Raw genomic sequence first — 14480 nt, forward strand, 5'->3', positions numbered from 1 at the left:
TGAGTAAGCTTCCCGTCCCCTAATCCGTTTAATCTAAACAGCGCGAGTGCTATAATGTTCTTTTGGAGGGAAGTATGCGTTGGGGGAGTGAGACATGTCTACTCAGGATACACCCGGGCCAATCATAGGTCAGCATTCCAGGTTCAAGAGCAGCATCGATACAGGAACCATCTACATTTGCGCTGCCATTGGCGGCTTCATCGCGGCTGTTGCCGATCTGGTTCAGAAAGAAGAAGCATCCGCCGTCGAGAAGATAACCAAAGTATCCGCCCGGCATCTTGAATTTGCCGTGCAGCCCCTTGGATATTGACGCTTCTGGTCGTTCTTGCAGCGGCCCTTTGTTTTGTGTTCCAACCTAAGGATCGTAAACAATCATTTGGCATCGGCGCTGGCATCATTGCCGGCATCATGACGCTCACACCCTATAAGGGACCTCTCACGGGAGTGCCGGCCAATCCAACCGTGGCGGAACCCGCTAAACAAACCTTCTACTCGCAGATGATTTATCGCGTCAGCGATGAAGGGGAGTTTTTGGAAAGGCCAAAGAGCTTGGGCGAGGACGAACTGACAAAGGGACAACTTGCGTTCACCGTGTCGAACGAAACCGCGGAAGAGGCAGTAATTGCCGCGTCGATCTTTGTTGGCTCCCGAGACTATTACCAGAAGTATATCGCCAATCCCGGATCTCAGGTCGCATTTGCCTTCCAGCTGCCACCCGGCGCTTCCCGGCAAAAGGTATCGTATGTGCTTGAGGTCAATGGCAAGCGCCTCCCGAGCCGGACGCTCCACATCAGCCCTGGTGGTTTCGCCGTATCCGCTTCGATCTCGTCCGATAAGACACTGGTCCAGGAGTTCGACGCATCAGGTGGCGTAGAGGAATATTCCAGTGTCCGCCGCTTTGACAAAAGCTTTTCGAGAAAGTTGCAGGATAAGCTGTTCAACAATTATCAATGGTGATTTGTCATTGAACCGGCCGCATAAGCACCTGCATTTACCGTAACGTACTTGCTCTTCCCATCCGCCGGGACTTCATTCGCCGGACAAGCTGAACACAGGGGATGGGACAATGAACATGACCACCATGACACGCAGGACCTTGCTTTGCGGGATCGCACTGATCCCGGCATTGCAGTATACGACGGCGCGCGCCCAGACCGGCGCCACCCCGGAGGAAGCGCGGGCCATCGCCAAGGAGGCCTATATTTACGGCTTCCCCATGGTGGATAATTACCGCATCCAGCACGCCTATTTCGTCGATACGAAAAACCCGGAATACAAGGGGCCCTGGAACACCCTCGTCAACATTCCGCGTGTCTATACTCCCGCGGATACGGCCATCCAGACACCCAACTCCGATACGCCCTATTCGATGATCGGCATGGATTTGCGGACCGAACCCATGGTGCTCACCGTGCCGCCCATCGAAAAGAGCCGCTATTTCAGCATCCAGCTCATCGACGCCTACACCTTCAATTTCGCCTATATCGGCAGCCGCGCGACCGGCAACGATGGCGGCAGTTTCCTCATCGCGGGTCCCGGCTGGAAGGGTGAGACACCAAAGGGCGTGAAGGAAGTCATTCGCTCGGAGACGGAACTTCTGATTGGCGCCTATCGCACGCAGCTTTTCAATCCGGACGACCTCGACAACGTCAAGAAAATTCAGGCAGAATACAGGGCAGAGCCACTATCCAAATTCCTTGGCCAGCCGGCGCCTGCGGCCGCGCCCGCCATTGATTTCATCAGGCCGTTGTCCCCTGCCGACGAGAAGACATCGCCCGAGTTTTTCAATATCCTGAACTTCGTCCTGCAATACTGCCCGACCGATCCGTCCGAAACAGACCTCATGGCGCGTTTCTCCAGGATTGGGGTCGGCGCGGGGAAGACCATCGACGTCAGCTCGCCGGAAATGAAGACGGCCATTGAACAGGGCATGGCCGACGCCTGGACCGACCTTGAGGACCTGCGCAAACAAGTGGATGCCGGCAAGATAACCTCCGGAGACATGTTCGGGACGCGGGAATTCCTGAAGAACAATTACCTCTACCGTATGGGGGCTGCCGTGCTCGGCATCTACGGTAATTCGAAGCAGGAAGCGATGTATCCGGTCTATGCGGTTGATACAGACGGGAAGAAGCTCGATGGCGCCAACAAGTACACCGTGCATTTCGAGGCGGACAAACTGCCGCCGGTGAACGCCTTCTGGTCTTTGACGATGTATGACCTGCCGCAGAGCCTGCTTGTCGCCAATCCGATCAATCGCTACTTGCTGAATTCGCCGATGCTACCGCAGTTCCTGAAGGACGCCGATGGCGGCCTGACATTCTACATTCAGAACGAAACACCGGGCAAAGACAAGGAGCAGAACTGGCTGCCTGCGCCCAAAGGCCCGTTCTTCATCGCCATGCGGCTCTATTGGCCCAAGTCAGAAGCGCTCGATGGCAGCTGGAAGCAGCCGCCGATGAGGAGAGAGGTCTAGGGCAGTTCCAAGTGCGAAACGCTTGCCCTGGGGCTTGTAATCCATTGCCGAAAGACGGTGTGCGCACTTCGACAACGACGCTGCTACACGCGTTCAATTTTCAGCGGGAAGCATGTTGCTTCGGCTCATCTATGGGGCACCTCCGGTCACAGCGACGTCCTGTGGCCCATCAAGCCGCTCCTCTTGCGTGTCTCGCCAATGCATTGTCTATAGTCGGTTTTATTGCGACAGGAGCCGGGAAATGCCTTCGACCGAATTGTTCATTGCCTTCCTCGCCACCACGGCGATCTTTGCCTATATCCCCGGCCCGGCCATGCTTTATGCAGCCGCCCAGACCATAGCGCGCGGCCGCGGAGCCGGGCTTATGGCCTCGCTCGGCATTCATCTTGGCTGCTATGTGCATGTGATTGCCGCTGCTGCGGGACTCTCCGTGCTCTTTCATGCGGTACCGATGCTCTATATGGCGGTGAAGTTTGCCGGTGCCGCCTGGCTGATCTGGCTCGGCATTTCGCTGTTCCGCGCCAAGGCGCAAGGAGACGTCACCCTCCCGGCGATCGAAGCCAAATCCGGCCGCCGTGCCTTCTTCGAAAGCATCAGCGTCGAGGTTCTCAATCCCAAGACAGCGATTTTCTTCATGGCTTTCCTGCCGCAATTCATCGATGCGCAAGCTGCGTTCCCCGTCTGGTTGCAGTTCGTCATTCTCGGAACCATCGTCAACCTGATGTTCTCCTCGGCGGATATCGTGTGCGTTGTTCTGGCAGGTGCAGTGATCACGAGGCTGCGGCGCTCGGGTGGCGCCCAGCGCCTGATACAGCGCGCGGGCGGCGCGATGCTTGTCGGACTTGGCGCCCACCTTGCCTTCCAGAAAAGCTAGACTTGGCGGATAATGGTCTCATTCGATAACTTCGAAGATGGCTCCAAAGTGATAGGGCGGAAGCTCAACCACCCGGGCAGTCCGGAACCCTGCCGGCTCGACCACTGCACTGACAGCGTCCGGTGACATGCGCATGTCCGTGGCCGGTCCTCGCGGCTTTCCGAGCACAGCGGTCTGCTCCCGCGCGAGCGGATACCAGTTGACGATGCCGAAGTACCCACCCGGCAGCAAGCTCGCCTTTACAACATGTGCAAGTCCGGATTGATCCGGCACGCCATGGAACGTGTTGGCCATCAACACATAATCGACGGGCTCGGGGAGAAGCGTGGCTGCCTCACGCGCATCCGCACAGATCCATTGCAGCACGGAGGTGTCCTGCCGGGTAACTTCGACCTTGGCCCTCTCGATCATCAGCGGATCGAGGTCCAGGGCGTAGACCCGTCCGCCGACGAGCCTCGCCAAGGGTGCGGTGAAATAGCCATCGCCGCAGCAAAGATCGAGAACCGTCATGTCCGGCTCCACGCCCACCTGCCGCAGCACGCCTTCTGGATCCGGCCAGAGCGCGGCCCACCAGTCCCGGTCAGGCATGGAGGTTGCGGGGAAATTCTCGCTCACGGATCGTTCTCCAATATCCTCATGCCTTTCCATCATAACATCCGTTCCCGCAATCTCGGCACGGCGAAATCCAGGAACGCCCTGAGCTTCAGCGGCGCCGGGCCCTGGGCAATATAGATCGCACTGATGGGCCATGGCGGCGGCTCAAAGGCCTCCAGCACGATCTGCAAATCGCCTGCCGCCATGGCCTGGGCTGCCTGATAGGAAAGAATGCGGGTTACCCCGAGGTCAGCGACCGCCGCATCGACTGCCGCTTCCGCCGTGGTCACGCTCAGCCGGGAATGAACCGGCACGGCGACCTCTTTCCTGCCGCGCATGAAGGTCCAGACCGTCGGCGAAGTGAACCCCTCGAAGGTAATGCAATCATGCAAGGCAAGGTCTTCGGGCCGCTGCGGCGTGCCGCGCCGGGCGAGATAGGCCGGGCTCGCATAGGCCGCGCGGCGGATCGATCCTACCTTCGTCGCGATCATATTGCTGTCAGGCAACGTGCCGATACGGATCGCGAGGTCTATATGGTCTTCCACCAGATTGACCTGGCGATCGCTGAGGCTAAGCCGGAGATTGATCTCGGGATAGGATTTGAGAAATTCGACCACAATCGGCAGCACATGCAGACGCCCGAATACAACCGGCGCGGTAACAGTCAACTCGCCCCTCGGCGCAATATACTCGCCCGCGGCGGCGCGCTCGGCCTCATCCACCTTTTCCAGAATGACCCGGCTCGCCTCGACATAGGCGCGCCCCGCGTCGGTCAGCGCGACATGGCGGCTCGAGCGGATCAAGAGGCGCGTGTTCAGATGCGCCTCGAGATCGGCAACCTTGCGGCTCACCGTGGCAAGCGGCATGCCAAGACGGCGCGAGGCAGCCGACAGGCTCCCCGTTTCAACAGTCGCGAGCAGGACTGTCATTGCGTCGAGGCGGTCCATGCATCCTTCCATTTTTCGGGAGGAAAGCTCCCGGATCACGCTTCTACAGCAATTTAATGAAACATACTACATTTGTGGTCAGGCGAGCCTATGGCCCGCCACTATTTTGTACGTAACGACGAGGAATGGCCATGTCATCCGCACCTGCGTTTTCCAGCGATGTCGCGTTCACCCCGACGGTCAAATCGATCCAGGCGCGCAAAGGGTCGCGCAACGGCTATGCAAGCATGGAGGAGCGCGGCTCCTGGCAGACTCGAATCACGCCGGACCTCGCGCAGTTCATCGAGAGCCAGATCAGCGTGTTTTTTGCCACGGCGAACGGCGATGGCCAGCCCTATATCCAGCATCGCGGCGGCCCTGCCGGTTTCCTGCATGTGCTCGACGAACATACGATCGCCTTCGCCGATTTTGCCGGCAACCGCCAGTACATCACGCAAGGCAATCTTGCCGATAATCCGAAAGCCTATCTGTTTCTCATCGATTACCGCACCCGCCAGCGGGTCAAGCTCTGGGGCGAAGCGCGCGTGGTCGAAGGCGACGCGGACCTGATGGCAAAGCTGATGCCGGAAAACTATCGCGCCCGGCCGGAGCAGGTCATCCTTTTCGAGATCGCGGCCTGGGACATGAATTGCCCGCAGCACATTCCCTTGCGATTCGATGCAACCGAGGTTGAAGCCATCGCCGCCGCGCGCGACGAGCGCATCAGAGCGCTGGAAGCCGAGATTGCCCAATTGCGCTCCGGTCAGTCGACGGCTCCGCGCAGCTAACTGTCAAATATCTTCTATTTCTTGCGCTTGCGCTTTGATCCGACTGGCTTGGCGTCAAACAGGTCGCTGCCGGTGTCCGTAACTGTGTCAACGTTGGCAACGGGTGCCGCAACAGTCTTCACATCGGCTTTCGCACGGTTTTCATCAGCTGCGACAGACTTCTGGTCTTTCAATGCGAATTTGATCGCCATGCTAAAGTGCCTTTTCAAAAATGGATCTGAATTATCGCTCGCCATAAATCATCCAGCGTCGTGCCTAGCACAAAACGGCGAATGTCCCGCACAAATTCGGCGGTGCGAAATCAGTAATCTCCGGCGATCTTGAATATGGCTTCAGTCCGGTTCGTCGCTTTGAGTTTCTTCATTATATTGTGGATGTGCACCTTGACCGTGTTGGCCGCCAGCTGAAGTTCGAAGGCGATTGATTTGTTGGCCTTCCCCTGACGCAACAAACGAATGATATCCCGCTCACGCTGGGTGAATAATGCGGCATCTCTCGTGTTCATCTTCTTTGCGAGCATGCCCTGGAGATCGCTTGTGTTCTCCGCAGCAATGAATATGCCACCCGCGACGGCCAGCGATATGGCCTCGATACAAACGTCAACGCCGACATTCGACGAAAGATAGCCCCTGATCCCAAAGTGCAGGGCTGTTGCTACCTGCTGCAGATCGTCATTATCGGATTGGATAATGACGGGTACGCCGCGAAAGGCTGAGACCAATTTCCTTATGCTTCGCCCAACCGGGCCATGCACGATGTTCTCACCGCCGGCATAAACAAGAATGGCTGAAAGCGGCACTGAACCGTAGCCGTGCACGGCATCGATTGCATCAAACGTAGCAACGTGAAAGCCAAGCCCGCTCATTTGCAGTGTTCGCGCCAGACATTCGCGGGCCAGAACCCTGCCGTCAACAATGGCCAGAACAGGAGTGTGGGCCGAGGCTGTCTCGCGGCCACGCTCGCCGGCACTGGCGAGCGTGGCGCGGTCCCCCTCTGTAAAGGCCGCAATGCCCTGACTGTGATAGTCCACAGTAGTTCGGGACAGCATCATTTCCCCCTCATCGACGATCATCGAGCCTTTCATAGGAAAATCCTCAATGATCGCAGTCCTGACTGCTGCCGATCGGCTCTGTGCAGACGGGTATTCTTCGACACCACTGGTTGGCGTTAAGCACTCTTGCCTATTTTATTTCACTCCGCTTCACCCCTGAGGGTTAAGCCAGCGACACAAAGTTACACGCTAATTGGACGACAGAAATGTCACGAGCCGCAACAGTTCGACATGGCTACGCACGTTGGCCTTTGCGTACAGGCTCTTCACCTGTGATCTGATCGTTTCCCTCGACAGCCCGGCATCCGCGGCAATCCCGTCAACGGACTTACCCGAGAACAGGCCGCGCAACGCCCGGGTTTCCGCCGCGGTCAGCATGTAGCGATTGGAAAAATCGCGAAGATCGGCCGGCGAGTAGCGGTTGCTGCGCGGCTCAAGCAGAAGGACCGCCGTTGGCCCTTCAAAAAGCGATGACAGCTGGTCTTTCTGAACGCCTATGATCGTCATCCTTATGTTGTCGAGCAAGAACGTCTGGAACTTCGGCGCTTGATTGCAGCTGCCGAGCACTCTGTACAACATGCGGTTGGCCACTGACGAGTGTATCTGGAGCTTGCCGCTGAATGACAGACGTATGTCGATACCTTCATCAAGCATCGCCTGGGCGCGTGGGGATATCGTCTTGATGGCACCGCCAGCTCCAACGACAACGACCCCCACGTCAAACAGGTCCAGCAGTCTCGTTCCGGCCTGGGCGACCGATCTGTGAATGGAAGCCGCCTGATAATGCTGAAAGACGCGCGCGAGGTGCGGCGCAAGTCTGGTCAACAGTTGGGCTGACGGCAGGTTTTGGTTGTGCTCTTTCCTGCATGTAAGCACGCTGAGAAAAAACGACCGATCCTGGTCGCGCAGGATCGTGACTCCAACCGCAGATTTTGCCCCCATGGGCAACAGGTAGTCATTGTAAAATTCAGTCTTCTCAAGCTCGTCATGCGCAAGCATCTGGCTTGCAGTGACGCCGACGCCGATCTGTCTTTTCAATGCCTTGGGCATCCAGGGATTAAGACGGGAATAATAGTTGTTGTAATCATTGACCTGCTGCTCGGTGAGCCCTGATTGGAGCGAAAACGCTCCTGCACCAGACGCACGATCATGAAAAAACAGCGTCGACCGTCCTTCGGGTATGGTCATAGCCAGCCGGTCGAGGAACTGTTGCCAACTCGTTTCCTCTAACAATGACGAATAAATCAGATCGACCAATTCATTGTCGACCGCATTCAAGTCATGTCTCATCCCGGACCGCCTGAACTTTGTAGCGCGGGTACAGTTTCCGTTGAACAGCAACAAATGGGCATGCGGCAATTAGATGGCGTCAGGATACGCACTGACAGTGATTTTTGCAACCAACACGAGCAGCCACTAATTCAGCCAAAGGGGGAGCTGAGGCGCTTCTCTTACCCCAGAACTCGGGTGAGCAGCGCCTCTCTTGCGTGTCAATCGCCAATGGGATTGACGTCATCAACGAAGCGAAGAAGGTCGGCCATGGTGAAGTTTCCAGCCTGCTTCGAGGGCAGCGTCGGCTTCCAGTTTGCACGCTGCCAAAGATATGAGTTCTGATCGCCTTGGACGAGACCGACGAACACTTCCGATATGATCGTCGAGCCGACCGGTCCGAGCCGTTCTCCGTTGTGCCGAACCTTGGCCTCCTTCAGGATGTAGTACCAAAGCGGCGTCGAAGTGTGCAGGCCCTTGGCCTTTGCAACCGCTCCATCAGTGCCGGACGCAATCTCGTCGGGGGTGAGCGGGTTCTTTATCTTCATACGCGTCGCCACCGATTGACCTGAAGGCAGGCCCAGATTGACGCCGCGTTTCAGATTGCGGAACGCCAAATTGCCCCCGCCGCCGGGCAGGCCATGCAAAGAAGAGGCAAGGAATGGGTCGATACGCCTCGAAGAATTGATCTCTACATGCGCGCCGCCCATGTCCCCCAGTTCATGGAAACGCCGCCAGTCGATAATCCAGTTGCTGGGCAGCGTCGGGAAGGCTGTATTGGGCGGCGTTGTCGGCGGTGTTGGAGCAAGGTCGCCGACCAGCCCACCGGACAGACCGGTGAATTCGAAAAACAGGAAGAAATCCGCTGCGGTAAACACCCGGTTATGCGCATATCGCTGGCGGACCATGCTGTGCCCCAGCCGATAGGCGGCCGCCGAAAACTCGACGGGCATGAATGGCACACGCTTGAAGCGGTAGAACTTCCGGCCATCATGCAAGATCTTGGCGACGATACCAGGCTCCGTAAGCCGTTCGACCCAGTCATGCAGCACCATCCACTGATAATGCCACGTCACAAGTTTGCGGGCTTCGGCGAAAACGTCTGCCGGCGGATTGGGATCTGCGCTGATTCTGTCACATACTTTGTTGTGAAATTTCAGCATCGCCACATGGGTCTGCGCGACAAGCAGATTTTCATCGTTTCGGTGATCCGCGATGAGGGCAAAGCCTTCGGGACTGCGGGGCAGGTCATTGCGGAAAGCGCCCTCTCCCGAGTTGAAATTCTTTCCGATCAGGAACTTTGGCCCATGCTTCCGACCGGACCCTTCGCCCGGATTGCGGGCATAGAGGTGCGGGCCTCCATCTGGTCCAAGCCCGTATATGGCATCAAGGTCCAGGCTGGGAGTTCTGAAATTCTCGATGCCGAGAGGATCCTTTTCCTTGTCGCCAAGGGAGGTCAGATCAAGCGTTATGTCGTGATCGACGAATTGCCCGAGATAGGTGAAACCCGCCGGGATCTTTGGATTGTTTCCCGCTGCGATGTTGGGGTCATTATCGATCATGGCATCGGCAAGAGCTTGAAGCTTTTCGTCGCTTATCGCCAATGCGGGCAGTTTAGGAAACATCCGGCCGAACATGCCGGGGTCCTTGTTGCCCGACAGCGCATCGAGCAATTGCCGTGTCGCGTGCCTGCCCGCCACACCATGACCGGGCGTCGTCTTGACCGCCTGAACTTTCGTTTCAAGTGTCGCCAGCAGCTCGATGGGCAGGCCCAACGGCCCTGATTTCTTCGCAGTTGTCGTCCTGGTTTTCAAAGACATTGCGTTTCTCCTCTTTGCTATCGTCAAGCCGATGCTCGAAGTGCCCCCAGATCGACGAGGAATGGATTTGCGCGCGCCAATTTTGGCTGAATCACTTACTATTTTATTCAATATTTTTTATGTATATCCATTCGACGCACTCAAAAAACTACAGGCCGGAAATTGATTAAACCATTGGTCGAAAAGTATTAGCCTATTCTCATTAGGTCAGAATTCGCTTAATTATTGCTATTGTCCATTCTGAAGCCGAGGCGGAGGAAAAGATGAGCACGACGGATCCCGACGTGGGCAACAAGGGAATAGCTTTTGATCAGGTGCTCTTCGACGAATTCAAGGCGATCGCAGAACGCCGTCAAGCGCTGGGGCTATCGATCGTAGCCTCAGCCGGCGCATCCAAGTCGGTTCCACAGGAAATTTTTGGCGTGGCTCTTTCCGGTGGCGGGGTGCGATCCGCCTGCTTCTGCCTTGGCGCGCTGCAGGCGCTTGACCGGTACAAGCTGATCCCGAGGATTGATTATCTTTCGACCGTTTCAGGTGGCGGCTACATTGGCGCAAGCATGGTATCGGCACTCACCCGCAGCAATGGCGAGTTCCCGTTCGCGGTGGCCGAGCAGGAAAATGGCGACGTCCGCGATAACGAACCGGTCAGCCACATCCGTGACCACAGCCGCTACCTTGCACCCAAGGGCCTGTCTGACCTTCTCCTGACTGTGGCAATCGTCCTGAGGGGACTGGCGGTTAACCTGCTGCTCGTGCTGTCGGTGCTCTTTCCGCTCGCGACCCTCATTATCCTTGCCAACCCGACCGTTTCTCATCTCAGACACAACGTGCTTTATGATCTGGTGCGCTATTTCGAGCCCCCCGCGGGCTGGAAGGCAGAAACCGTTACCTCGGCGTACAGCTATCTGCTTGATCCGTTCCTGCTGACAAAGATGACAGGCGTCCTGCTGCTGCTCTTTCTCATCGCCTGGGGGCTGCGCCGATCCTATCTGGAAAGGCACAGTACCCAAAGGCCGCTGCGCATCTCCGAGCCCAGAAGCCGATGGACACGCGCGGGAGCGTTGCTGATCGTCCTGTTCGTGCTTGCGATTATCATCGAGGTTCAGTCCCGCATCCTCGCCTGGATCATTGAATGGTTCACACAAGATGGACCAACCGGAGCAAGCATCGTTTCATTTGGCAGCGCACTCATGACGATTATAGCGAGCGTGGCGCTTTTCCAGGAAAGACTGGTCAGCTGGATCCAGAAGGCTCTCAACAACCCGACGATAGGCGCGCGAATACAGGCATGGTGCGCGAAGCTGGCACTCTATGCGGCTGCCCTGGCATTGCCGGCACTGATCTATCTGTTGTTCCTGACCTTGTGCGTCTGGGGAATTGCTACAGCGGCAGGCACATATCCGCTCGCCCCGACCGCTCTCAGCGATAGCAGTATCGGTCTCGCCCGCTACGTCGGCCTTGCCCTGCTCGTCTGTATCGTGTTCTGGCTGGTGCTGTTGCTGACGCGCCAGACGGGAAGGGAGATTTTTTCGAGCATGAAGGCGACGTTACTTGAACATCGCTGGCGCAGCCTGTTCGTGATCGTCCTGATACTGATGTTCGCCGCTGCATTGACGGCGATAGCCATCGCAACAAGGGCACCCGGCACATCCTGGTTCATGCTGTACAATTACCTGGCCATTTCTGCCTTCATCGGCTTTCTGGCGATGAACTTCGCCGAGAACGCCAATGCACTGCATCGCCTATACCGCGATCGCCTGAACATCGCTTTCAGACTTGGAAAGGGCCGGTTGGGCATAGCTCCGCTGCCGCTCACTGAATTGGGAACAAAATCACCTTATCTCCTTGTCAACGGCACCCTCAATGTCCGCCGTTCGACCCCGAAAAGGCAGCAAGGGACCGCAATCCCCGAACCGGTCACCGAAAGCGACGGAGCAACAAGAGCCAGCACATTGCCCAGTACCGATCCGGCGAAACGTGGGCGCAATGCCGAGTTTTTCCTGTTCTCCAAAGGCTTTGTCGGCAGCGACGCCACCGGATACGCCTCGACCGGGGCAATGACTGCGAACGAGCCACAGCTCGATCTGGCAACGGCAGCCGCCATTTCGGGAGCTGCCGTTTCGTCCAGTATGGGGCGTGTCGGCATCGGAATTCTCAGCCCGACGCTCGCACTTCTCAATTTGCGGCTCGGCTATTGGCTGCGCAATCCACGCTATGTCGAGGATGTGCAAAATGCGGCGCCGCAGGGTGCTGCGCGGCCGGCAGAGCGGGTCAAGGCAAGCTGGTACGATTTGTTCCGCTTTTACCTCGCGGCTGAGGCCTTCGGCATCCTTCGGTCGGACAGTTCGCGCATATTCGTCAGCGACGGCGGGCACATCGACAATAGCGGGCTTTATCAATTGCTCAAACGCAAGTGCCAGATGATCGTGGTGATCGACGCGGAAGCTGATCCGGCCATGAATTTCGGTGCGCTGGTCGATGTGCAGCGGTTCGCGCGCATCGATCTCGGGATCAGGATCGCCATTGACTGGGAAGCGATGCGGGAGGCCATGTTGCGCCGTTCCGCCGACAGATCCAAACGCATTCCAGCCGACGACGAGGCCCACTGTCAGCATTTTGCCGTGGGAAAAATCATCTACGACCAGGCTGGCACCGAGGGTATTCTTGTTTACGTGAAGGCGTCGGTTACCGGCGATGAACCTGACTATGTTCTGGATTACGAACGCCGCTATCCGCTTTTTCCGCATGAATCCACGGGTGATCAGTTCTTTTCAGAGGAACAGATGGAAGCCTATCGCTCGCTTGGCTTCCACGCCACCAATTGTGCGCTCAAGGAGCCGAAGTCAAAGGCCATCGGGCCTGTCCCGCAGGCAACGCTGATCTCCGAGCTGAAGCGGCGTCTCGGCATCGCCGGACAGACGATCAGCTGAGATCGAAAACGCTGTATAGACCAGCGTCTCCAAGACCTCCCGGAAGGTCTCAGCGCATCCAGAAGGGCGTCGTGCGACTGAACTTCCGCCACCTGCCATGCATCCGGTCGGCACCGGCGAGTGCAACATGCCCCTGCCAGCCGATGACCGCGCCGATGGCCCGATGCACATCGGGATTACGATTGCTCTCCCGTAGATCGGCCAATAGGTCCCGCGAGGTTATGATGTCATTGGCTTCACCCAGGACATCCTGCAGGCGGGACAACTGCTTCAGATATTTCTTGGTTGAAGCCTGATCGGAATACAGCGGCAGGAAGAACTCCGCAGTGTATCGCAGTTTTTTCAGCGTGATCCGCAGCTTGTGGCGCGCTTCCGGGCGGAGATGACGGAAGTGACGGCCGCGCTTGAGTGCCTTGCGCTCGAGGCTGCTAAGGACACGCGAAGCAAACCTCGTCAGCGGCTCGGCAAGGATCGCCAGATCCTCGCTTGCGACATCGTTTCGCCAGTTCCTCTGCTCGATTGCAAGCCCCAGCGACAATAGAAAGCGGTTCGTCCGCGGATCGGATAGGCTATGCCGCACTGCCTGATAGCCCTTTTCCCGGAATGGCGCGCTCGCCTCGCGCAATGTGGAGAACTCGATATCGGGAAGGTCGGCCTTTTCGATATCGGTGAGCGTTAAATCGACAAAGACATCCCAGTTACGGGCAGGTCCGAGCGTTCGCGCGAATCTTTGGGCCTCGGCATCGAGCGCCTGCAGCGACGGTGATTCCAGTTCGCGCCGCAAGAAATACAGGGCCGTCCGCAACCGCCGCAACGCTACCCGCAGCTGGTGGATACCTTCCGGCTCGCGCCCGTCTTCAGCGGCACAAAGATTTGCCAGTATCTGTTGCTGGCAGCCCGACAAGAGCTTGGCTATTCCCTCATCGACAGTGTCCTCGCGGCGAAGGCTCGACGAACCGGCCTTCACGGCGGCCGGGTTGATATTCAACGCCAGTGCATACCCGCGAGAGGACTTGCTCTGGGTTTCAAGGCACAGCGGGGACACATCCATCAGGCCGAGGCCGAACTTGTAAAGTGTGGCGGCCCTGCCCTGTTTCAATTCGAGCTCGATCTCCGACAGCGGTTCCCGCTGCTCTCCGGCTTCAATGACCCCGTCGTCAAAGGCAATCTCGATCTGACCATCCGGCACATCGAGGGCAATCGCGTGCCGGCGTACCCTGGTGACGAAGACCGGCACGAGGTCATTGGCGGCGATCGTGCTGAAAATCCCATCTATTTCGCCGGTTGGCAGCGCATCAAGATCTGGCGCTGGTGCCTCGACTGGCGATTCCCATTCATCGCGCGCCAGCGGATTCTTGACCGACAGGCGTTTGATCGTTTGGGTAAAGCGTTTGCCGCTTCGGCGCACCCGCAAGGAGAGACCAGCACCAAACAGCTGATGATCCGCCGTATCGTAGTAGGTTGCCTCCAGCCGGCGGATTGTTCCCTTGTTGCGGGCCGATTGCAGGACGGCAGGCGAGCTGCGGACAGCGTCGAGCGCTCCCGGCGGAGCGAGCAGTTTCAGCTCGGTTTCAACGGGAGCAGCGCTACGCTGAGCGGCATCGTCATCGCTTGACTGTTTCACCGTGTTGCGCACCGAAGTCGCCATATTCAAGCTCCCGCCACCCAATCGCCCTGTTAAGACAATGACATACTATAGGAGCATACTAATCCGTAAACATATTACGCCGTAAACTCATTATTGCTAATGGC

The 14480-nt window shown here is 57.5% G+C and carries 13 protein-coding genes; 6 read left to right on the forward strand and 7 right to left on the reverse strand.

Annotation, left to right across the window (positions count from 1 at the left end):
* Nucleotides 1-94 precede the first annotated feature (94 nt).
* From CU102_RS28580 to CU102_RS28595, 4 genes are all read left to right on the forward strand, one after another.
* Nucleotides 95-310: a hypothetical protein gene (locus CU102_RS28580; RefSeq protein ID WP_106714383.1), complete on the forward strand. Its 216-nt coding sequence runs from the start codon at nucleotides 95-97 to the stop codon at nucleotides 308-310.
* Nucleotides 307-957, forward strand: a complete 651-nt coding sequence (locus tag CU102_RS28585) for a hypothetical protein (RefSeq protein WP_106714384.1) — start codon at nucleotides 307-309, stop codon at nucleotides 955-957. The genes CU102_RS28580 and CU102_RS28585 overlap by 4 nt, the downstream gene beginning before the upstream one ends.
* Before the next feature lie 109 nt (nucleotides 958-1066).
* Nucleotides 1067-2476, forward strand: coding sequence for a DUF1254 domain-containing protein (locus CU102_RS28590; RefSeq protein ID WP_106714385.1), 1410 nt, complete (start codon nucleotides 1067-1069; stop codon nucleotides 2474-2476).
* A gap of 241 nt (nucleotides 2477-2717) precedes the next feature.
* Complete coding sequence (locus tag CU102_RS28595; RefSeq protein ID WP_106714386.1) at nucleotides 2718-3350, forward strand: LysE family translocator; 633 nt, start codon at nucleotides 2718-2720, stop codon at nucleotides 3348-3350.
* 18 nt (nucleotides 3351-3368) lie between these two features.
* Here CU102_RS28595 and CU102_RS28600 read toward each other — a convergent pair whose 3' ends face one another.
* Nucleotides 3369-3965, reverse strand: coding sequence for a class I SAM-dependent methyltransferase (locus CU102_RS28600; RefSeq protein WP_245425644.1), 597 nt, complete (start codon nucleotides 3963-3965; stop codon nucleotides 3369-3371).
* A 32-nt stretch (nucleotides 3966-3997) separates the two neighbouring features.
* Nucleotides 3998-4891: a LysR family transcriptional regulator gene (locus tag CU102_RS28605; protein WP_106714387.1), complete on the reverse strand. Its 894-nt coding sequence runs from the start codon at nucleotides 4889-4891 to the stop codon at nucleotides 3998-4000.
* Between the two features lie 131 nt (nucleotides 4892-5022).
* Here CU102_RS28605 and CU102_RS28610 point away from each other — a divergent pair, with 131 nt between their 5' ends.
* Entirely contained in the window at nucleotides 5023-5658 is a 636-nt protein-coding gene (locus tag CU102_RS28610; RefSeq protein WP_106714508.1) for a pyridoxamine 5'-phosphate oxidase family protein, read from the forward strand.
* Between the two features lie 14 nt (nucleotides 5659-5672).
* Here CU102_RS28610 and CU102_RS30075 read toward each other — a convergent pair whose 3' ends face one another.
* From CU102_RS30075 to CU102_RS28625, 4 genes are all read right to left on the reverse strand, one after another.
* Complete coding sequence (locus CU102_RS30075) at nucleotides 5673-5849, reverse strand: hypothetical protein (protein WP_166648419.1); 177 nt, start codon at nucleotides 5847-5849, stop codon at nucleotides 5673-5675.
* Between the two features lie 110 nt (nucleotides 5850-5959).
* Complete coding sequence (locus CU102_RS28615; RefSeq protein ID WP_106714388.1) at nucleotides 5960-6742, reverse strand: LuxR C-terminal-related transcriptional regulator; 783 nt, start codon at nucleotides 6740-6742, stop codon at nucleotides 5960-5962.
* A 156-nt stretch (nucleotides 6743-6898) separates the two neighbouring features.
* On the reverse strand, nucleotides 6899-7999 hold the full coding sequence (locus tag CU102_RS28620; protein ID WP_106714389.1) for a helix-turn-helix transcriptional regulator: 1101 nt from the start codon (nucleotides 7997-7999) through the stop codon (nucleotides 6899-6901).
* Between the two features lie 200 nt (nucleotides 8000-8199).
* Nucleotides 8200-9798, reverse strand: a complete 1599-nt coding sequence (locus CU102_RS28625; protein WP_106714390.1) for a peroxidase family protein — start codon at nucleotides 9796-9798, stop codon at nucleotides 8200-8202.
* Nucleotides 9799-10061: 263 nt separating this feature from the next.
* On the opposite strand from CU102_RS28625, the gene CU102_RS28630 reads away from it, so the two are divergent.
* Nucleotides 10062-12728 (forward strand): patatin-like phospholipase family protein, encoded by a 2667-nt coding sequence (locus tag CU102_RS28630; RefSeq protein ID WP_106714391.1) that lies wholly within the window; start codon nucleotides 10062-10064, stop codon nucleotides 12726-12728.
* Nucleotides 12729-12777: 49 nt separating this feature from the next.
* Here CU102_RS28630 and CU102_RS28635 read toward each other — a convergent pair whose 3' ends face one another.
* Nucleotides 12778-14376 (reverse strand): CYTH and CHAD domain-containing protein, encoded by a 1599-nt coding sequence (locus CU102_RS28635; protein WP_106714392.1) that lies wholly within the window; start codon nucleotides 14374-14376, stop codon nucleotides 12778-12780.
* Nucleotides 14377-14480: the final 104 nt, after the last annotated feature.

This window comes from Phyllobacterium brassicacearum, from assembly GCF_003010955.1.
Lineage (GTDB): Bacteria > Pseudomonadota > Alphaproteobacteria > Rhizobiales > Rhizobiaceae > Phyllobacterium > Phyllobacterium brassicacearum.